This window comes from Corynebacterium sp. CTNIH16, assembly GCF_032821655.1.
Classification (GTDB): Bacteria; Actinomycetota; Actinomycetes; order Mycobacteriales; family Mycobacteriaceae; genus Corynebacterium; species Corynebacterium marquesiae.
Genome location: NZ_JAVBIG010000004.1, coordinates 158,177 through 177,699 on the forward strand (window position 1 = coordinate 158,177; position 19,523 = coordinate 177,699).

At 61.0% G+C, this 19,523-nt stretch carries 21 protein-coding genes; 17 read left to right on the plus strand and 4 right to left on the minus strand.

The genetic code is table 11. From position 1 onward, the window contains the following. Positions 1-138 precede the first annotated feature (138 nt). Both RAE04_RS05580 and betT read right to left on the minus strand, forming a co-directional pair. Positions 139-1,716, minus strand: coding sequence for an aldehyde dehydrogenase family protein (locus RAE04_RS05580; protein WP_317026702.1), 1,578 nt, complete (start codon positions 1,714-1,716; stop codon positions 139-141). 45 nt (positions 1,717-1,761) lie between these two features. Beyond that, entirely contained in the window at positions 1,762-4,011 is a 2,250-nt protein-coding gene (gene betT / locus RAE04_RS05585; RefSeq protein ID WP_317026703.1) for a choline BCCT transporter BetT, read from the minus strand. A 333-nt stretch (positions 4,012-4,344) separates the two neighbouring features. Here betT and betA point away from each other — a divergent pair, with 333 nt between their 5' ends. The 15 genes from betA (at position 4,345) to RAE04_RS05660 (ending at position 15,052) form a co-directional block, all read left to right on the plus strand. Further along, entirely contained in the window at positions 4,345-6,120 is a 1,776-nt protein-coding gene (betA, locus tag RAE04_RS05590) for a choline dehydrogenase (protein ID WP_198492330.1), read from the plus strand. A 182-nt stretch (positions 6,121-6,302) separates the two neighbouring features. Next, the gene (locus RAE04_RS05595; protein WP_250411538.1) at positions 6,303-6,431 is read left to right on the plus strand and encodes a chemotaxis protein; all 129 of its coding nucleotides are present in this window, start codon (positions 6,303-6,305) and stop codon (positions 6,429-6,431) included. Positions 6,432-6,683: 252 nt separating this feature from the next. Further along, complete coding sequence (locus RAE04_RS05600) at positions 6,684-6,926, plus strand: hypothetical protein (protein WP_408920596.1); 243 nt, start codon at positions 6,684-6,686, stop codon at positions 6,924-6,926. Between the two features lie 82 nt (positions 6,927-7,008). After that, a complete protein-coding gene (locus RAE04_RS05605) occupies positions 7,009-7,368 on the plus strand; it encodes a metalloregulator ArsR/SmtB family transcription factor (RefSeq protein WP_317026704.1) in 360 nt (119 codons plus the stop codon). Then, positions 7,365-9,257: a cation-translocating P-type ATPase gene (locus RAE04_RS05610; RefSeq protein ID WP_317026705.1), complete on the plus strand. Its 1,893-nt coding sequence runs from the start codon at positions 7,365-7,367 to the stop codon at positions 9,255-9,257. The genes RAE04_RS05605 and RAE04_RS05610 overlap by 4 nt, the downstream gene beginning before the upstream one ends. A 496-nt stretch (positions 9,258-9,753) precedes the next feature. Then, the gene (locus tag RAE04_RS05615; protein ID WP_269946573.1) at positions 9,754-9,957 is read left to right on the plus strand and encodes a hypothetical protein; all 204 of its coding nucleotides are present in this window, start codon (positions 9,754-9,756) and stop codon (positions 9,955-9,957) included. Between the two features lie 136 nt (positions 9,958-10,093). Beyond that, positions 10,094-10,768: a LysE family translocator gene (locus RAE04_RS05620; RefSeq protein WP_198492333.1), complete on the plus strand. Its 675-nt coding sequence runs from the start codon at positions 10,094-10,096 to the stop codon at positions 10,766-10,768. Positions 10,769-10,777: 9 nt separating this feature from the next. Next, entirely contained in the window at positions 10,778-11,107 is a 330-nt protein-coding gene (locus RAE04_RS05625; RefSeq protein ID WP_317026706.1) for a YbjQ family protein, read from the plus strand. Continuing rightward, positions 11,100-12,035, plus strand: coding sequence for an esterase (locus RAE04_RS05630; protein WP_317026707.1), 936 nt, complete (start codon positions 11,100-11,102; stop codon positions 12,033-12,035). Before RAE04_RS05625 ends, RAE04_RS05630 begins: the two co-directional genes overlap by 8 nt. 35 nt (positions 12,036-12,070) lie before the next feature. Next, entirely contained in the window at positions 12,071-12,355 is a 285-nt protein-coding gene (locus RAE04_RS05635) for an RNA-binding S4 domain-containing protein (RefSeq protein WP_005323225.1), read from the plus strand. Further along, complete coding sequence (locus RAE04_RS05640) at positions 12,356-13,183, plus strand: VOC family protein (RefSeq protein ID WP_317026708.1); 828 nt, start codon at positions 12,356-12,358, stop codon at positions 13,181-13,183. A gap of 5 nt (positions 13,184-13,188) precedes the next feature. Further along, entirely contained in the window at positions 13,189-13,494 is a 306-nt protein-coding gene (locus tag RAE04_RS05645; RefSeq protein WP_317026709.1) for an MGMT family protein, read from the plus strand. Further along, positions 13,491-13,850: a DMT family transporter gene (locus RAE04_RS05650; protein WP_269946568.1), complete on the plus strand. Its 360-nt coding sequence runs from the start codon at positions 13,491-13,493 to the stop codon at positions 13,848-13,850. The genes RAE04_RS05645 and RAE04_RS05650 overlap by 4 nt, the downstream gene beginning before the upstream one ends. Further along, positions 13,847-14,164, plus strand: coding sequence for a DMT family transporter (locus tag RAE04_RS05655; RefSeq protein ID WP_005329765.1), 318 nt, complete (start codon positions 13,847-13,849; stop codon positions 14,162-14,164). Before RAE04_RS05650 ends, RAE04_RS05655 begins: the two co-directional genes overlap by 4 nt. A 27-nt stretch (positions 14,165-14,191) precedes the next feature. Beyond that, positions 14,192-15,052: a hypothetical protein gene (locus RAE04_RS05660; protein WP_317026710.1), complete on the plus strand. Its 861-nt coding sequence runs from the start codon at positions 14,192-14,194 to the stop codon at positions 15,050-15,052. A gap of 99 nt (positions 15,053-15,151) precedes the next feature. On the opposite strand, the gene RAE04_RS05665 is transcribed toward RAE04_RS05660, so the two are convergent. Continuing rightward, positions 15,152-16,003 carry a PrsW family intramembrane metalloprotease gene (locus RAE04_RS05665; RefSeq protein WP_317026711.1) on the minus strand — a complete coding sequence of 284 codons (852 nt, stop codon included), beginning with the start codon at positions 16,001-16,003 and terminating at the stop codon, positions 15,152-15,154. After that, entirely contained in the window at positions 16,004-16,585 is a 582-nt protein-coding gene (locus RAE04_RS05670) for a hypothetical protein (protein WP_317026712.1), read from the minus strand. It abuts the gene before it with no gap. A gap of 42 nt (positions 16,586-16,627) precedes the next feature. Here RAE04_RS05670 and RAE04_RS05675 point away from each other — a divergent pair, with 42 nt between their 5' ends. Beyond that, positions 16,628-18,562: a M13 family metallopeptidase gene (locus RAE04_RS05675; protein ID WP_317026713.1), complete on the plus strand. Its 1,935-nt coding sequence runs from the start codon at positions 16,628-16,630 to the stop codon at positions 18,560-18,562. A gap of 39 nt (positions 18,563-18,601) precedes the next feature. Continuing rightward, positions 18,602-19,495 carry an alpha/beta hydrolase gene (locus RAE04_RS05680; protein ID WP_317026714.1) on the plus strand — a complete coding sequence of 298 codons (894 nt, stop codon included), beginning with the start codon at positions 18,602-18,604 and terminating at the stop codon, positions 19,493-19,495. Positions 19,496-19,523: the final 28 nt, after the last annotated feature.

Genomic DNA, 19,523 nt, shown 5'->3' on the forward strand with positions numbered 1-19,523 from the left:
ACTACACAACAGCCGCGTTCTGGCCTCTTGGTAGGCGAACGAGACCAATAGCGTGGCCGCAACTTGTCCCTCGCGCAAAAATTCAGCCCCCGCGCTCTTCGTGAGCAGCGGGGGCTGATTATTATGCGGCCGGCTTAATTACTGCAGGCCGAACTGGTCCCAAGCGGCAGGGGAGAGGTTCTGGTACACGTGCTTGTGCTCCTGGTACTCGGCCAAGCCGGTGGGGCCAAGCTCGCGGCCGTTGCCAGACTGCTTGAAGCCGCCCCACTCTGCCTGCGGCAGGTAGGGGTGGAAGTCGTTGATCCAGATGGTGCCGTGGCGCAGGGCGCGAGCAACACGCTCGGCGCGGCCGGCGTCGGAAGTGTAAACGGCGCCAGCGAGGCCGTACTCGGTGTCGTTGGCGATCTCGATGGCCTCCTCCTCGGTGGTGAAGGTCTCGATGGTCACGGTCGGGCCGAAGGCTTCGTCGTGGACACAGTCCATCTCGCGGGTAGCGCCATCGATAATGGTCGGCAGGTAGTACACACCAGCGCCCAGGTCGGTGGTGCCGGTGCCGTGCGGGCCATTGGTGTCCTCGCTGGTAGCCGCGCGGCCACCGGTGAGGATCTTGGCGCCCTGCTCGCGGGCCTTGTCCACGTAGGCGGCAACCTTCTCGCGGTGCTCGGCGGAGATGAGCGGGCCGGTCTCGGCCTTGTCATCGGTCGGTCCACCAATCTTGATCTTATTGGCGCGCTCTACCAAGGCATCGACGAATTTATCGTGCAGGGACTCTTCCACGACAATGCGGGAGCCTGCGGAGCAGACCTGACCGGAGTGGAAGAAGGCGCCATTGAGGGCGTTGTCCACGGCGACGTCGAAGTCGGCATCGGCGAAGATGACGTTCGGGTTCTTGCCACCGAGCTCGAGCGCGGTGCGCTTGACGGTCTCAGCCGCATTCTTGGCAATGATCTTGCCGGTGACCAGGCCGCCGGTGAAGGAGACCATGTCCACGTCTGGGTGCTGAGACAGCGGGCTTCCGCAGTTAGCGCCAGCGCCGGTGATGAGGTTGCCCACGCCGTCGGGCAGGCCGCATTCCTTGAGGGCGGCCATGAGCAGCATCGCGGTGTGCGGGGTGAGCTCCGCCTGCTTGAGGACGAAGGTATTGCCGGCTGCCAGGGCCGGGCCCACCTTCCAGGAGACCTGCAGCAGCGGGTAGTTCCACGGGGTAATCAGTCCGCAGACGCCAACGGGCTCGGCGTCGATGCGCGAGCGCAGGTTGGGATCCTGCGGGTCGACTACGCGGCCGGCCTGGTGCTGGGCCAGGGTGCCGAAGAACTCGAAGGCGTTGGCGATGTCATCCATATCGCCCAAGGATTCCTCATAGCGCTTGCCGGTATCAGCGGACTCGGCCTGAGCGAAAAGCTCCTTGTGCTCACGGATGAAATCGGCGACGCGGATGACGAGCTTGCCGCGCTCGGCGGACGGGGTATTAGCCCACTCGCCGTTATCGAAGGCTTCCCGGGCAACCTTGATGGCGCGCTCGGTGTCCTCGTCGGATGCCTCGGAGACTAAACCGACGGTGGAACCATCGGCCGGGCAGATGATGGTGCGGGTATCGCCGCTTTGGGCGGCTTCCCACTTACCGTTGATGAACAGGGACTTCGGGGCGCCATCGGCATGCACGCCCTTCAGCAGGTCGGTCTGCGTGGGGTCGAACAAAGTGTTCTGGGTGCTCAAGTGAAAAGCAACCTTTCTCTCATAGAGGTAGTTGTAGTGGCCAGCTTAGCTATCTTCGCGCCAGGTGCGCTCGGGCTCGGCGCCATCGGAGACATCGGAATCGCCCGGCTGGGTCTGCTGCATGTAGAGGAAGGCCAAGTGGCGCTCGTAGAGATCCAGCACGTTATTGATGATTTGGTTCTCGGAATAGCCGTAGACGTCATAGCCCAGCGAACCGGTCATATCGTAGACCTCGAGGCGGTAGTACTCGTTGCCTTCGCCCGCGCTGAAGTCGGGGCGCTCGGCCGCTACCGGGAAGAGCTGGTAGCGGAACATGCGCTCATTGTGCAGCTTTACTTCTAGGTCGAGCTGGGGCAGTTCGACGTCGGGAAGCTCGCTGGTGAGCAAGATGGCGTCGTAGCCGCGGGTACGCATATGGGTAGCAACCTGCTCCAAAGCGTAGGTGGCGGTATCGCGCAGGTAAGTATCCATCTCCTGCTTGGAAGGGAAGGTATTGGCGCGGTCCAGGCGATTCTTCCAGAGGTTGGAATCCGCAGGCTCGCGCTCGGTACGGGAAGAAATCACGCCGTGCATAGCGGTGGTGCGGGCCTCACGCTGGACGTTTTCTAGGCGTAGGGACTTCCACAGGGAGAACATGATGAGGTAGACCACGAACGCGAAGGGCAGGCCCATCACAACGGTCGCGGACTGCACGGTGGCGATGCCGTCGATCTGCAGCAGCGCCAGGGTCAGCGCGCCCACGGTGATGGACCAGAAGATGCGCAGCCAGCGCGCGCCATCCTGGCGATTATCGGTAATGCGAGAGGTGAAGTTGGACATCACCAGCGCGCCGGAGTCGGCCGAGGTGATGTAGAGCAGCAGGCCGATGAAGGTGGTCAAGAAGATGACGATGCCGGAGCCTGGGAACTCGTGCAGCATGTCATAGAAGCCCTGTTCCGGCACGTTGATCGCGTTTTCGGCGAATTCTGGGTAGTCACCGGAGCGGACCATGTCCAGGGCGGTATTACCGAAGAAGGACATCCACATCAAGATGAACAGGAACGGGAAGGTCAGGGTGCCAAAGATGAACTGGCGCAAGGTGCGGCCGCGGGAGATGCGGGCCAGGAAGAGGCCGACGAAGGTAGCCCAGGCAATCCACCAAGCCCAGAAGAAGAGGGTCCAGGACTGCATCCAGGTATCCACGTTGGCTTGGTCATCGGCAAAGGCGAAGGTTTCCATGGTCCAAGATGGGAACTTCGAGACATAGTCACCGATATTGGTCACGATGGCATCGAAGAGGTAGGCGGTCTTGCCAAAGACCACGACGTAGATCATCAGCGCAATGGCCAGGTAGACGTTCAGCTCGGAGAGGAAGCGAATACCCTTATCCACGCCGGATACGGCCGAGAGGGTGGCAATAGTGATGGCGATGATGATGAGCGCGGCCTGCAGACCGAAGCCCTGCTCAATGCCGAAGATGAGGTGGAAGCCATAGGACAGCTGCACCACACCGATACCCAGGGAGGCGGTCACACCAAAGACGGTGCCCAGCATGGCAGCGATGTCCACCGCGGAGCCGATGGGGCCGTGCACGCGCTTGCCGATGAGCGGGTAGAGCGCGGAGCGGATAGCTAGCGGCATATTGAGGCGGTAGGCAAAATAACCGAAGGCCATGCCCATCAGAGCATAAAGAGCCCAGCCGGTCAGGCCATAGTGGAACATGGCATAGACTACGGCTTCCTTGGCGGCTTCCATGGTCTCGCCGTCACCGACCGGTGGCTGCATATACATGGTGACCGGCTCGGCCACGGCGAAGAACATGAGGTCCACGCCGATGCCGGCGGCAAAGAGCATGGATGCCCAGGAGAAAGTATTGAATTTCGGCCGCGAATGGTCCGGTCCGAGTCGAATATTGCCGGCATTGGAGAAGGCAATAGAGAGGACGAAGACCACGGCGATGGTGGCGGTAAGAACGTAGAACCAGCCGAGGTTGGTGCCGATCCATCCGGTGACGCTGGCGAGGGTCTCTGCCGCGGAATCGCGGCCGAGTCCGGCATAGAGCGCCATGGCAATAATGAGGACGCCGGAGATGATAAATACCGGCCAGTTGGTCTTGGGAGCAGGGACCTGATCCGCGCCTACGGCATCGCCGGTTTCAGCCTTGTAGCTGCCGACGAGGGCGCGAACTTGGTAGCGCGGGCTGCGCTTCTTGGGCTCTCCAGATGGGGTTGCGAGAGAGGTGTTTTTACCCCCTTGTTGGGGGTCTTTATTTGAAGTGTGAGACTCCTCAGGATCGTGAGGGTCAAAGTTAGCCATCTACTTCTCCTATTGTTGGTTGGTTTGGGCCGAATCTTTCGCACGAGTGCCCCAAAAGTCTCACAAGATCGCAGGGAGAGATAGGTGAGTGAAATGAATCATATTAGGGCGAACTATGCGCAAAGACTTCGGATTTCATCTCCAGAGACATCCATCCGGACAAGGTAAATATACATTAAGATGGGCAAACTTCTAGAGGGATGTGTACTCTGGAGATAGTGCCCGCACATAAGGCGATGTGAATAAATGCAGAGTTTTGTATAAATTACGATATTTTCACTTCCGGTGGGGCAATCTTGACGTGTGAAATATTTCACAGAAAGAAGGGGATTTATGGGTTTTATGGACAAGCTGACCAAGAAGCGTTCCGCTAAAAAGGTCACCGATGAAGTAAGCGACGTAGTCGTCGTTGGCGGTGGCTCCGCAGGCTCCGTCATTGCCGCACGCCTGACCGAAGACAAGAACACCCGCGTGCTGGTCCTTGAGGCTGGCCGCCCAGATTCCCTGTGGGATCTGTTCATTCACATGCCATCCGGTTTCTCTTTCCCAATCGGTGCAAAGAACTATGACTGGATGTACGAGTCCGATCCGGAGCCGGAGATGAACGGCCGCCGCGTCTACCATGCCCGCGGCAAGGTTCTCGGCGGATCTTCTTCCATTAACGGCATGATCTACCAGCGCGGTAACCCGATGGACTATGAGAAGTGGGGCCAGAACCCGGGCATGGAGAACTGGGACTTCGCCCACTGCCTGCCGTACTTCAACCGCATGGAAACCGCCGCTGCGGCCGAGCCGAACGATCCGCGCCGTGGCCACGATGGCCCGCTCTACCTCTCCCGCGGTCCGGCTACCTCCGAGCTCTTCCAAGCCCTGTTTAAGTCCGTGCAGGAAGCTGGCTACAACCTGACCAATGACGTCAATGGTTACCGCCAGGAGGGCTTCGCTCCGTTCGACCGCAATATTAAGAACGGCAAGCGTTGGTCCGCTGCCCGTGCCTACCTCTACCCCAACATGGATCGCGAGAACCTCGAGATCCGCACCCGCGCATTTACCACCAAGATCCTCTTCGAGGGCCAGAAGGCCGTCGGCGTCGAGTACGAGTGGCAGGGCGGCGTTCACCGCGTTTATGCCGAAAAGATCGTGCTGTCCGCCGGTGCCATTAACACCCCGCAGCTGTTGGAAATCTCCGGCATTGGTGACCGTGAGATTCTGGAGAAGCACGGCATCGACGTCGTCAAGCACCTGCCGGGTGTGGGCGAGAACCTGCAGGACCACCTCGAGGTCTACATCCAGTATGAGACCACCAAGTCCACCGCTTCCTCCCAGCCTTACCTGGATAAGTGGCGCTGGCCGTTCATGGGTCTGCAGTGGCTGCTGACCCACAAGGGTCCAGTTGCTACCTCCCACTTTGAAGGTGGCGGCTTCGTGCGCTCCAATGAGAACGAGGACTACCCGAACCTCATGTTCCACTTCTTGCCGATGGCCGTGCGTTACGACGGCCAGAAGGCGGACGTCAAGCACGGCTTCCAGTGGCACGTGGGCCCGATGTTCTCCGATACCAAGGGCCACGTTCACATCAAGAGCGCCGATATCCACGACAAGCCGTCCATCCTCTTCAACTACCTGAAGACCGACCAGGACCGCCGCGAGTGGGTTGAGGCCGTACGCGTTGCCCGCTCCCTGCTGGATACCAAGGCCATGGAAGAGGTAGGCGCCCGCGAGTTCAGCCCGGGCCCGGATGTCCAGACCGACGAGGAGATCCTGGAGTGGGTCCGCAATGATGGCGAGACCGCGCTGCACCCATCCTGCACCGCCAAGATGGGCGCGGAGTCCGATCCTATGGCCGTGGTTAACCCAGACACCATGGGTGTATGGGGCGTCGAAGGCCTCTACATTGCGGATGCCTCCGTATTCCCGTCCGTGACCAACGGAAATATTTACGCCCCAACCATGATGGTGGGCGAGAAGGCCGCTGACCTCATCGCCGGCCGTACCCCGCTCGAGCCAAACCACGCTGAGTGGTACAAGGCTAAGCAGGATATGCCGCTCTACGCTGAGGGCGAAGCAGTCCGCGATCACAAGCACTCCATCCAGGGCGCTGACCACTAAGCACCCTCCTGCTGGATTGCTCTAGCGCCGCGTTTTCCCGTCCCTGGGAGCGCGGCGCTTTTGCTTGCCGACGTCCCCCTTCCCCACCGTGCCCCCCTATCCGCTGGGCCAGAACCATGGTTTAATCGTCGGGCAAGGAATCAGATCCGATGGAGTGAACTGCCAGAGAAAGGGGGACATTGATGCTCAGCATTATCGCTTTAGTCATTAGTATCGTTTTCGCCGTCAACGTTATTAAGAAGCTCGATGACATCGATACGCACCTGAAGGAGCTGCTCGCCTCGCGCGAGGATGACCAAACACCGCGTTAATCGTGCGGGTGGCTAAGGAGATGGTGAACGAATTTCGAATTAACCAACTGCAAAAGGCCATACCGACAGTGAAATGGAATTTTCCTGCGATGTAGCTTGAAGGCTATGGCTTCGTAGACCAAAGTGGTTTCCAAGCAGCAGTTCCAGTACTTCGTACGCGGGGTAGCCAACACCGCCGACTTCAAGGAAGTATCATTCCCGGATACCAGCGAAAAGAGTTAGTCATTTGGCTATTAGAAAGCTTCGCTACGTGTGGTTCGACCCGTACGCAATGTCCGTGAGTGTCTAGCCCTTGATGGAGAACCTGGTGTCAGTGTCGCTGGCCGCACCTACGCCGCCGTCATGTCCGCCGACACCCTGTTCATCACCATCCCCACAGGGGTGGGTGTGGACATCCACGTGAAGATTCTGGAGAATTTCGCCGCCCATATCGCCCCCGCGTTGAGTTGGCAGCCGAACCGTGAAGGACCAGTCATCGGCTATCCCATCGACTAATTCTTGCAGGTCGCAGGACCTTCGCGTGACTGTTAGTTCAGCCCATTTTAAATAGTTCATCGAATACTGTATAGTTCAGTACATGCTGACTATTGCTTCGCGCCTCGACGTCATGAACCGGCTCGGCCGGGCCATGGCTGATCCGACGCGCTCCCGAATCCTGATGACCCTACTAGACGGTCCGAGCTACCCGGCCGTGCTCTCGCAAAGCTTGGATCTGACCCGCTCGAACGTCTCGAACCACCTGTCCTGCCTGCGCGATTGTGGCATTGTCGTCGCTGAGCCGGAGGGCCGCAAGACCCGCTACGAAATCGCCGATCCCCACCTCGCGGCAGCGCTCGAAGCGCTAGTCAACGCGACACTAGCCGTCGACGAGAATGCCCCCTGCATCGACACTGAGTGCTCGGTGCCCGGCTGCGGCGAGAAAGGAGCGGACGTATGAGTTCAGCATGTGGATGCGAACACGAACCCGCCACGGAGATCGACGAGCTCGATCGGCCATGGTGGAAGGACCCTGAGCTACTGCTGCCGATCTTCTCCGGCGTAGCCCTCATAACAGGACTGGCGCTGGACTGGTCCGACTTGGAGACGCCCGCGACGGTACTGTATTGGGTTGGGCTGCTGTTGGGCGCTTACACGTTCGCGCCTGGAGCGATCCGGAACCTTGTCACGAAGCGTAAGCTCGGCATTGGCTTGCTAATGACGATCAGCGCGGTCGGTGCGGTGATCCTCGGATTCGTCGGAGAGGCCGCGGCGCTAGCGTTCCTGTACTCGATCGCCGAAGCACTGGAAGACAAGGCGATGGATCGGGCCCAAGGCGGACTGCGGGCACTGTTGAAGCTGGTACCGCAGACCGCGACGGTGCTGCGCGACGGCACAGCGGCCGAGGTCGTAGCGAAGGACCTCGAGGTTGGCGAGCTAATGCTTGTGCACCCCGGGGAGCGGATCGCCACGGACGGCATCATTCGGTCCGGGCGCTCCAGCCTTGACACCTCAGCGATCACCGGAGAATCCATTCCGGAGGAGGTTGCGCCCGGCGACGAAGTGCCTGCGGGAGCGATCAACTCCGCCGGGGTGCTGGAGGTCGAGACGACCGCAGCTGGAACGGACAACTCGCTGACCACACTCGTGGACCTAGTCGAGCAAGCGCAAGCGGAAAAGGGCGACCGCGCCCGGATCGCCGACCGGATTGCCCAACCCCTAGTGCCCGGGGTGATGATCCTGGCGGTGCTGGTCGGCGTGATCGGCTCGCTGCTGGGCGACCCTGAGACGTGGATCACCCGTGCGCTGGTAGTCCTGGTCGCAGCGTCGCCGTGCGCGCTGGCAATCTCCGTGCCGCTGACGGTCGTGGCCGCGATCGGCGCGGCCAGCCAGTTCGGAGTGGTCATCAAGTCCGGCGCGGCGTTCGAGCGACTCGGCGGCATCCGTCACCTGGCAGTGGACAAAACCGGAACCCTTACCCGCAACCAGCCTGAGGTTACCGGAGTGGTCCCGGCAGACGGATTCGATCGGCCGCAGGTGCTTTCCTTCGCGGCAGCAGTTGAGCAGCAATCGACACACCCCCTCGCCGCGGCGATCGCGGCAGCGGGGCCCGAAGCGCCCACCGCCTCGGGCATCAGCGAGGAAGCTGGGCATGGCATCGGCGGCACCGTCGGAGGCCGACGGGTGCTGGTGGGCAGCCCCCGATGGATCGACGCCGGGCCACTGAAAGCGGACGTTGAGCGCATGGAGTCCGAGGGCCAGACCTGCGTCCTGGTCACCGTCGATGACGCTCTCGCCGGGGCGATCGGGGTCCGCGACGAGTTGCGGCCCGAGGTGCCCGAAGCCGTGCAGGCCCTGCACGCCAACGACGTGGAAGTAAGCATGCTCACCGGCGACAACACTCGCACCGCCCGGGCGCTGGCTGGAATCGCCGGAATCGACGACGTGCGCGCCGAGCTGCGCCCTGAGGACAAGGCAAGCATCGTCGCCGAATTCTCCTCCAAGACGCCGACGGCGATGATCGGCGACGGCATCAACGACGCGCCGGCACTGGCGGGTGCGACGGTGGGCATAGCGATGGGAGCGACCGGCTCTGACGCCGCGATCGAGTCCGCTGACGTCGCCTTCACCGGCCACGACCTCCGGCTAATCCCGAAGGCGCTGCAGCACGCCCGCCGAGGAAGCAGGATCATCAACCAGAACATCGTGCTGTCTCTGGCCATCATCATCGTGTTGATGCCACTGGCGATCAGCGGCGTGCTGGGCCTGGCCGCCGTCGTGTTGGTTCACGAGGTCGCCGAAGTGATCGTGATCTTGAACGGCCTGCGGGCTGCGCAAGCGAAGCGCTGAGGCTGTGACCGGCAAGTCTCATAAGGGTTAAACCACACGCCGAGCGGACACACCTTGGGCCAGGCACGTCATTTGAGTTCACGGTCCGTCTCCGTGGAATCGGGATCGTACTCGGTGACCTGTCCCTTCTCGGTGCGTGTGGGCATGGGGGCTGTGGGCGAGCCACCATCCGGCACGTGGCCCAGCCGGTCAAGGGCCCCCGAGCGCTCCGCGTCTCCAGCGCAGATCGTGGAAGGATCGAACTTGCTCAGGGACCCAGCGTCACTGCGAGACTCTTTTCGTCCCGCAACTTGAATAGTTCAGCGGCCTTTATACCACGGACATCCATTCGGAGTGCTGCCGAGTCTCATCGACACAGCCTGCGACTACCTGGGCAGTGTGTTTGATAAAGGCCCCAACCCTCATCAGCGTTGCCGAGCCCTCGCCGTTCCAGTTGCCGTAACCGACTAGATGCAGATTCTTCGGCGCAGTTTTTGCGCAGTTTATTCGCCCCGATATGTCGCCCACTTGGACCGTTGCGGTGGCGGTAATCCTCGTGGCGATGTGGGTGACCTGGTTTTCTACTTTTGCGCTCATTGTGCGCGCGGCATCGCGCTGGATTGCGCACCACTCCGCGGCCATCGATATCGTTTCCGGTCTTATCTTTGCGGTGCTGGGACTCGTTATGGCCGTGGAGGGCGCTATCGAGCTCTTCGGTTAGTGCAGGTGGCGGATTTCTATAAAAGAGTTGATATAGGAGCTACCTAAATCAAAAAACTTACCTGTTTCGCTGCAGGTGAGAGGGCCCTTATAGTGGCATGCGTTAATCCAATAGCATGCGAGTATGGAGGTGTTAGGTGGCTATTAGCGCCCTGGTGACCTTAATGGGCGTGTGGTTCGCGGCGATGGCCTCGCCGGGCCCAGACGTAGTGCAAATCATTCGCTTAGGTGCGCGTTCTACGCGCGCAGCCGTATGGGCGGCGCTTGGTAGTACCACCGGCCTTACCATTTGGACCGTGGCCTCCTTGGCGGGGCTATCCGCGCTGATTTCTGCGCACCCTGGCATCCTCGTGGCGCTGCAGGTTCTCGGTGGCTGTTACCTGCTGTGGATGGCCTATACCGCCATTACCGGTGGCATTAAGGAGCGCCGCGCACCCGCAACCGTAGTGGGCACCGAAACCCGCGCCCCGCAGCCGCGCGGGTTTACGCCGGACGGCATTATCAAGGCGGCCACCGCCTATCGCATGGGGTTTATCTGCGATCTCTCGAACCCCAAGGTGGTCATTTTCTTCGGCGCTATCTTTGCCAATTTCATTGATCCCGGTATGGGCATTGGCGCCAATCTCATGGTGGGTGCCGTATTGATTCTGGAAAGCCTCGTGCTCTTTGTAGGCGTGGCTTTAAGTACTCGTGCGGTCTCAAAGTGGATGGCTAAGAACTCCGCCTGGGTGGATATTGTCAGCGGCGTGGTCTTCCTGCTGCTGGGTATCATCATCCTTTTTGAAGGAGTGCGTGGCCTTATAGCGATGTAATCTGGGGCCATGATTTTTACCACTACTAATACCGTTGATGGTTATGAGATTACGGACTATATCCGCATTATCGCCGGGGAGACCGTCATCGGTATTAATATGCTGAAGGATGTCGGGGCATCCCTCCGCAATATCACCGGTGGACGCTCTGCTGGATACGAAAGCGAAGCCATCAAGGCACGCGAGGCGGCACTCGATGAGTTGTGGCGCCGCGGGCAGGAGCTCGGGGCCGATGGCGTGGTGGGCATCGCCTTTGATTATTCGCCCATGGGCACCTCGAATGACATGTTGATGGTCACTGCCACCGGCACTGCGGTGAAGCTGCGCGCCCGTGACTAAGGTAGGCAAGAAAACACTGGCTCTATGCGCTGGGTTATGCGCGGCCGCTGGGCTCATGGCAGGCTGCGAGGAAGAACCGCCGCGGCCGGGCAGCGTGCCGAATGAATCGCACGGCGCGGCCGATGGCTATATCACCACGCTGCCGGACCAAGGCACAACGGCCAATGGCCAGTACCAGATCATTAACCTGCGCAATGACCGCAGCTTTGTGGTCCACGTGCCGTTTAACGCGGATAAGCACCACCGCCTGCCCGTGGTCGTGGCAATGCACGGCTATGAGATGGACGCCGGCAATATGTTCAAAGGCACCGACCTCTCCCAGGGCGATGCCATCACGGTCTTCGTCCAAGGCGCGGGCAAGGCATGGGCGCCAGCACCGTATGCGGTAACCAGCTTGGACGATGACCTCACATACGTCGATGACACGATCGATTTCGTCCGCCGTCACTATCCCGCCTCTGAGACCACCTATGGCGTGGGCTTTTCCAATGGTGGCGGATTTGCCCGCGCGGTGAGCTGCAAGCGGCCGGGCCTATTCGAGGCGGTGGCGACGGTCTCGGCAGCCAAGTATGACCGCGTGGAAAAGAACTGCGCCAGCGAACCCACCGATTACCTGGATATTCACGGCACCGAGGACGTGCTCATGAATTACGATGGCGGGCACCAGCACGGCGCGCACTACCGCTCGGTAAAGCAATCGCTGCGCGGGATTGCCAGGGAGAATAGGTGTAACCCGTTTCCAAAGAGGCGTCGGAAAGAAGCGGTGGAGCACTTTACCTGGCGGGTATGTGATGCGCGCACCGAGCAATACACCATCCACGGTGGCACGCACACGTGGAATGGCGGGGCCACGGACCATTCCGGGCTGGTGAGGGCGGAGTGGACCACCGATACGGTCCTGGATTTCTTCCATATCGCCCACCCGTAGCTATAGCCGCGCGCGGGCTGGGTAAGCTGGGCGGCATGCTAGACATTCCTATCAACGGCGACTCCATCAAATTGGGCCAGTTCATCAAGCTGGCCAGCTTGGTGGCTACCGGCGGCGAGGCTAAAGAACTCATCGCAGAAGGCGTGGTCACGGTCAATGGCGAACCCGAAACGCGCCGGGGTGCCATGCTCCACCCAGGCGACGAGGTGTGCATCGAGGATGCTTGCGCGCGCGTGGGCGAGCCGGATGATGACGATGATTACTTTGATGAAGCCACGGCCGACGATGACTTTGATCCGGAAAAGTGGAGGAATATGTAGATGCCAGCATTCGAAGCTGAAGTGGGCATGCCCTACTGGATTGACCTGACCACCTCGGACCCGCGCAAGTCCGCACACTTTTACGAGCAGGTGCTGGGCTGGGAAATTTCCGCCGAGTCCGGCGAAGATAATCCGTACCAGATGGCGCGCCTGCAAGGGCTGCCCATCGCTGGGTTGATCCCGCAGCCGGAGGAGGCCCCCATGCCGGATACGTGGGTGACCTACTTCCTGTCCAAGGACATTGCGGGCGATTGCCAGCGCGCGCAGAACTTGGGCGGGCGCATCCTTGTGGAGCCGCAGCAGGTGCAGCTGGGGCACATGGCCCTGCTTGTCGACGCCGCCGGAGGCATGTTTGGCCTCATTCAACCCGCCGGCCCAGAGCACTTCGTTGCCGCTGGCGAGCCCGGCACCCCGGTCTGGCACGAGCTCACCGCTACCTCGGGCTTCCAGAGCGCGATGAATTTTTATGGCGAGCTATTCAATTGGGAGATCCGCGCCATGCAGTCCGAGGATGAGAACTTTATCTACGCCACCGCGGAAGAAGACGGTGCGCCGTTTGCCGGCCTGTGGAACGCCGAGGGGCAGTTCCCGCCGCAGGTTCCGAGCTTCTGGCAGACCTATTTGGGCGTGCGCGATATCGACACCGCTGCGAAGAAGGCCGTGGAATTAGGCGGCGAGGTCATCCGTGAACCGTGGGATTCGCCCTTCGGCCGCATGTGCCTTTTGGCCGATTCCACCGGTGCAACCATCACTCTCACCGAGGTCGAAGACGCCCCCGAAGAAGAGCCCACCGAGTCGGATGATGTGCTGGGCCTCGACTCGCAATAATTGCGATGAGTGAATCGCCACTGGTCAAACGTGTATTGGCGGTCGTTGCCGTGATTCCGCCCGGCAACGTCACCTCCTATGGTGAGGTGGCCAAGGTGGCCGACTGCGGTGCGCGCAACGTCGGTACCGTACTAAAACGCCACGGTGCCGGCGCTGCATGGTGGCGCGTGGTCCGCGCCGATGGCGCCTCCCACGATCCCGCCCGCGCCGCGGAGTTCTGGGATCGCGAGGCCATCGCGCACGCCAACGGCCGCGTTAAAATGCACGAGCACGGAGTCGACGCCCGCGAATTACAGGAGTTGATGGAGTGAGGGCCTGGGTCATTCTCTTTCTCGCGATTGCCAGCGAAGTCGTGGGCACCGTCGCGCTGAAGTACGCCGTGGAGTATGTCTGGATCTACGGCGTGGCCGCCTTCTGCTTCATCCTTGCTTTTGTGCTCCTGCACCGCGTAATGCAAGAAGGCGTCAACGTGGGCGTGGCTTATGGACTCTGGGCATCCGGTGGGGTCATTTCCACCGCGTTGCTGTCCGCCGCGCTATTTGGCGAGCCGCTCGGCGCAGTAAAACTTGCCGGAATCGCACTCATTATGGCCGGCGTATTCTGCGTGGAAATGGGTGCGAAACCAGATGAGGATCAAGACCACACTGTGAAGGTGGCGCCGCAATGATTTGGTTCCTTCTTTTCCTCGCCACCGCCATCGAGGTTTCCGGCACGCTGTGCCTGCGCATGTCCGCAGTGACTGGGCGCCGCTTCTGGGTGGTGCTCGTCGCCCTGTGTTATGTCTCTGCCTACGGCTTCTTGGCGCTCGTGCTCAAGGCCGGCATGGATCTCGGCGTGGCCTACGGCATCTGGGCTGCTACTGGCGTTGCGCTTACCGCCATTGCCTCGTATCTCCTGTTCAAGGAGCCGTTTACTTGGTTAAAGTCTTTGGGCGTGGTGCTCATTGTCGGGGGAGTGCTGCTCGTAGAAGCCGGTGCGTAATACCCACGGTGACGCTAAGATATTTTCATGATGAAAAAGCTGGCGGTAGGTTCCCTGGTTACCGCACTTTCCCTCGCTATTGTCCCTGCCGCCCAGGCTGTCACCCTCGATCCGCACGCCGTGCCCGCGCGCACCCAAATTACCGTCCGACATGATTCTGGCGCGACTGTCTCCACCGCTAATGCCCATGAGTCTCGCCCCGCGCTGTCTTTAAGCAAGCTCTACTTAGGCTATTGGGTCCTAAAATACGGCGCGCCGGCCGATAAAGCCCGCGTGGAGCACATGATCCGTGTGAGCGATGACAACGTGGCTACCGACTTGGATCGCCGCTACCCGCAGGCTATTCCCAGCATTATCCACGAGTTCGGTCTGCGCGGAACGCATTACACCGGGTATTGGGGAACGACCACGACCTCCACTGAGGATGTAGCGCGGTTCACCTCGCGTATCCAGCACGATCCCATTGCCGCACCCATCATGACCGGCATGGCAAACGCCGCCCCTGTGGCTGCCGATGGCTACCGGCAGGATTTTGGTACCTCCCGGATTCCTGGGGTTATCGGTAGCAAGTTTGGCTGGTCCGATAATCGCCGCATCCATGCTTCGGTATCCACCGCCCCTGGTTTTACCGTCGCCGCCAATACCTACGGTGATGCGGGCACTCATACCGCAGATGTCACCCGTGCCGTACATAATGCCCCAGGCGCAATCCCCACCGGTTCTAGCGAGGCCATTGGAGCTCGTATCGAGCACGATCTGCATCTGCAAGGCCCAGCGCGACAGGCAATCCGAGATGCCACCCGCACGGCAGCGAGCTACGAGCGTCAGGCGTGCGCGAGCGCGAACCAGGCGTTGGCGCAGGTAACGCCGATGCGCGTGTGCAACTAGGATTTGCGGAGCCAAACCAGATACAGAACAAGCACGTTTCGTCTCTCACGTGGTGTGAAAAGGGCGAAACGCGCTTGTTGTGCAGAGTGGTCGGAGGCTTTAGCGGATGTAGGCGAGGGCGTCTTCAGCGGTGCTGTGGCTATAGCTCTCATCGGTCTTGGCGAGCTTATTACCGCGCAGCACCAGCCAGATGCTCAGCGGGTAGAGGATAAGCGCTACCGTGACGGCCTGGATAATGGCGGCCACCTCGGAATCGTGCAGGTAGTTCCAGCAAAAGTGGAGGAGAAAAGCGGCGGCTAGGCAGCCGAGAAAGACGCCGAGGCGCCACCACAGTGGTTTGGCGGCGGCATAGAGTGCCCAGCCGATGCCCCAACCAGCCAGTGCGGTGAGCAAGACGTGTAGGCCTGGGCCGGCGATAAGCCGCAGGCCCCACATCTCAAATAGGCCCTGAATATCGCTATCGGGGTGCATGGTGGCGCCCATGGCGCCGTAGAGGATGTTTTCGCAGGCCTCGAAGCCTAGGCCCACCACTGCGCCCACCATCCAGCCATGCCAGGGGCGGTTGAGCTGGCGGAAGGACATGAGCACGAAGATAACGCCGGTAGTCTTGGAGATTTCCTCTGGGTAGGCGCCGCTCCAGGACATCATGGCATCCACCCAGCCGGTGTCGATGGCAAGCTGCATGACAGGACCGGAGCTGATAAGCGCTAGGGCTACGGCCACCCCGCCGCCCCAAAGGAAAGCCAGTAGGGCCCACAGGCGCGCCGGGCGGGCCCACATGGGGCTGCGCTGCAGCAGGAAGATGACCAGCGCCACGAGAACGGCGGCGATGAGCAGGCTGAGCAGGCCCATCAGCGGAGAGATCAAAAATGTGCTCAGCGTCTGGAAAAAGAAGGCGATGAGGCCAACGCCGGAAAGGATCCACAGCGTGGTGCGAAAGAGCTTAGACATCTAGTACATCAACTCCCCGGAGAAGTCAGCGAATTCTGCTTCGGCCGCAGCGGGCAGATCCTCTTGGCCGAAGGCATGCCAGATGCGGGAGGTGGTGGCCCGGGCCTGATCGCCCTTGCCGGTCACGGTGACCACCCAATCCTTGTTTTCGTCTTCGCCGGTGCCGTCGAGGGAGAGGGCGGCGGTGGAGGAGGGGGCGTCGGCAAGCAGGAGTGCCCCGTTGGTGCCGTCGAAGGTAGGGGCATCGGCCGGCAAGGGTGCCATGGTTAGGGCGCGGACCATGCGGCGCAAGGTGGTGGCATCGTCTTTGGCATCCTCGGTAAGGGTGGCTTGTACGCTGACATCGCCGCAGTTCCAGCCGATGCTGGCGAGGGATTCATAATCGCGCTCGCAGTAGAGATCGGGAACGTCAATCTCCCAGTCCTGGCTAGGCTCTGCGAGGGTAACCTGCTCGACGTCCGCGGAGGAATCCGCCAGCGCCGCCTGCACAATTGTGGGCAAAGCGAGAACCACCGCCACGAACGCAATGACGGCGAGGAAAAGACGCCGTGGATGCGCTGGAGGAAAGCGATAAAATTCCATAGCCCACACCTTATCTTGCTGCTTTGACCTAGAGTGGCAGGCATGAAAGATCTTTATCAACTAGTCAATGGACCCTGGCTGGAAAGCCATGTCATTCCCGATGATCGCGGCGTGGACGGCACTTTCCACGCGCTGCGCGACGAAGCCGAAGAACTCGTCCATGAGATCGTGGAAAAGGACACCGGCCGCCCAGGCAAGCTCTATGCCTCCTTCATGGATACCGAGGGAGTCAACGCGGCCGGTATGGCTCCATTGGATGTGGACCTGGACCGCCTGAGCGCGGCCGACCCCGAGGAACTGGCACAGCGCCTGGGTGAACTTGAGCGCACCGGAGTTGGCTCCCCGGTGACCTTCTGGGTATCCAAGGACTCCGGTTCCGAGGACGCCATTGCTTATGTCATTCAATCCGGCCTGGGCCTGCCGGATGAGGCTTATTACCGCGAGGAAGCCCACGCGGAAACGCTGAGCGCTTATGAAAAGCACGTGGCCGAAATGCTGGAATTCCTCGACCCAGCCCGCCTCTTTGGCCTGGGCGCCGAGGTAGCAGCCCACCGCATCGTCAGCTTGGAAAAGGAGCTGGCCGCTGGCCATTGGGATGTGGTCTCCACCCGCGATGCGGTCAAGACCTATAACCCGTGCGAGTTTAGCGAGCTACCCACCATGACCCGCGCTTTGCTCTCCGGCGGCAACCTGCCAGAGCACCGCGTGGTCAATATGATGCCGTCTTATCTCGAGCACTTCGAGAGCCTCTTTACCTCCGAGCACATGGCCGATTGGCAGCTGTGGGCCACCTGGCACATCCTGCGCTCCCGCGCGGCTATGCTGCCCGAGGAAGTAGGCGCGAAGAACTCCGAGTTCTATGGCACCAAGCTCTCCGGCGCTACCCAGCAGCGCGACCGCTGGAAGCGCGCCGTGGGCTTGGCCGAATCCCTAGTGGGCGAAGAGATTGGCCAAGTATTCGTGGAAAAGCACTTCCCGGCCTCCTCCAAGCGTGAGATGGATGAGCTGGTGGACTACCTCATCGCCGCCTACCGCGAGCGCATCTCTCAGCTGGAGTGGATGACGCCGGCCACCCGCGAGCGCGCGCTGGAAAAGCTCTCCCAGTTCAAGGCCAAGATTGGCTTCCCGGATTCCTGGCGCGATTACTCTGGCCTCGAGGTCTCCGCTAAGGGTGGGGACCTGCTGGCTAATGCCCGCGCCGGCTCCGCTTTCTCCCATGACTTTGAGCTGGCCAAGATTGGCAAGCCAGCCGATCGCGACGAGTGGGTGACCACCCCGCAGACGGTCAACGCCTTTTATAACCCAGTGGTCAATGACATCACCTTCCCGGCAGCTATCCTGCGCCCGCCGTTCTATAACCCAGAGGCCGATGCCGCAGAAAACTTCGGTGCCATCGGTGCCGTCATCGGCCACGAGATTGGTCATGGCTTTGATGATCAGGGCTCGCAGTTTGACGGCCAGGGCAACCTGAATTCCTGGTGGTCCGATGAGGACCGCGCCGCCTTTGAAAAGCTCACCGCCAAGCTGGTGGAGCAATTCAACGGCCAAGTGCCGACGGTGCTCAAGGAAGCCGGCATCGAATCCACCGGTGTAAATGGCAGCTTCACCCTGGGTGAAAATATCGGTGACCTAGGCGGTTTGGGTATCGCTGTGGTGGCTTTCCAGAACTACTGCGCCGATAAGGGCATTGACCTGCAGGGCAAGGAGGAGAAGTTCGAGGTAGATGGAGCCGAGCCAGAGCTGGCCGAGCACACCTACAACGGCCTACAACGCTTCTTCCTCGCCTGGGCCCGCGTTTGGCGCACCGCCATCCGTCCAGAGATGGCCACCCAGTACCTCGCCATTGACCCGCACTCGCCGGCGGAGTTCCGCTGTAACCTCATTGCGGCCAATATTGCGGAGTTCTACGAGGCCTTTGAGATTGCAGAGGATTCTGCCATGTATATTGCGCCGGAGGATCGCGTCACCATTTGGTAGCCCTTTCCGCCGGTAGGCGGTGCGCGTAGGCTCGGTGGCATGACTAACGCAGACGCTAACCAGGACCCGCACCGCCCGCTGGAGCCCGGCCAGGAGTGGCACATCGGCGGTCAGGACCGTCAGATGGAGGAGAAGGAACAGCTCGAGCAGCTCGTTGCCTATATCGATGCCCACTATGACACCCCGGATTTTCGCCCGCCGTGGGCCGGGGGCGGCTCCCCTGAGGCGGACCAATATTGCGCGCTCTTGCCGGATCGCATTACCCATGCGGCAATGATGGTGCTCGGTACTGCGGTGGACCATGCGCTACCGGGCACTGCGTACACGGAGGGCATTAGTGTAGAAGACTCCGAGGTAGGCGCCATCTTCCAGCCCACAAAGCCAACCGGCCGTTGGGCGGTCTCGCTGCATTCGGGCGGTTGGTGGCGCGGTGACGGTCAGGCGTTGGAGATGCAGTGGCGCCCCGAGGTAGCCGCCGCCGCGCAGCTATCCGGCACCACCATTATTGACGTGGATTATCCGCTCGCCCCCGAGCACACCGTGGCAGAGATGGTCAGTGCAGTACAGCAAGCCATCGACTATGCCCGCGCGCAGGGCGCTTCTAGCGTTACTACCTGGGGGTATTCTTCCGGCGGGGCGCTGGCGGCGCTCGTGCCTGCCGACGCCCTCCTGCTCACCTTCCCCGATTGCGACGCCCTTGCAAATCTGCCGGAGGAGCTGCGCGGCGGATACGAAATCCCGGCGGACCTATCTGAGCTAAGTCCGCACACCTTCGTGCAAACCGCAACCGAGGATGAGATTGCCGCGCGCGTTTGCGTGCCCGGTGCCGTTGCGCGCGATTATGTTTCCACCCACCGCGTGTCTACCCCGGCGGTAGCCCGGCAGCGCGTGCGGGATGCGGCCACGTTCCTGGCAGGCGAGCTAGAAAAATAACAATTCCCTGGAGGTTCCATGCTAAAAA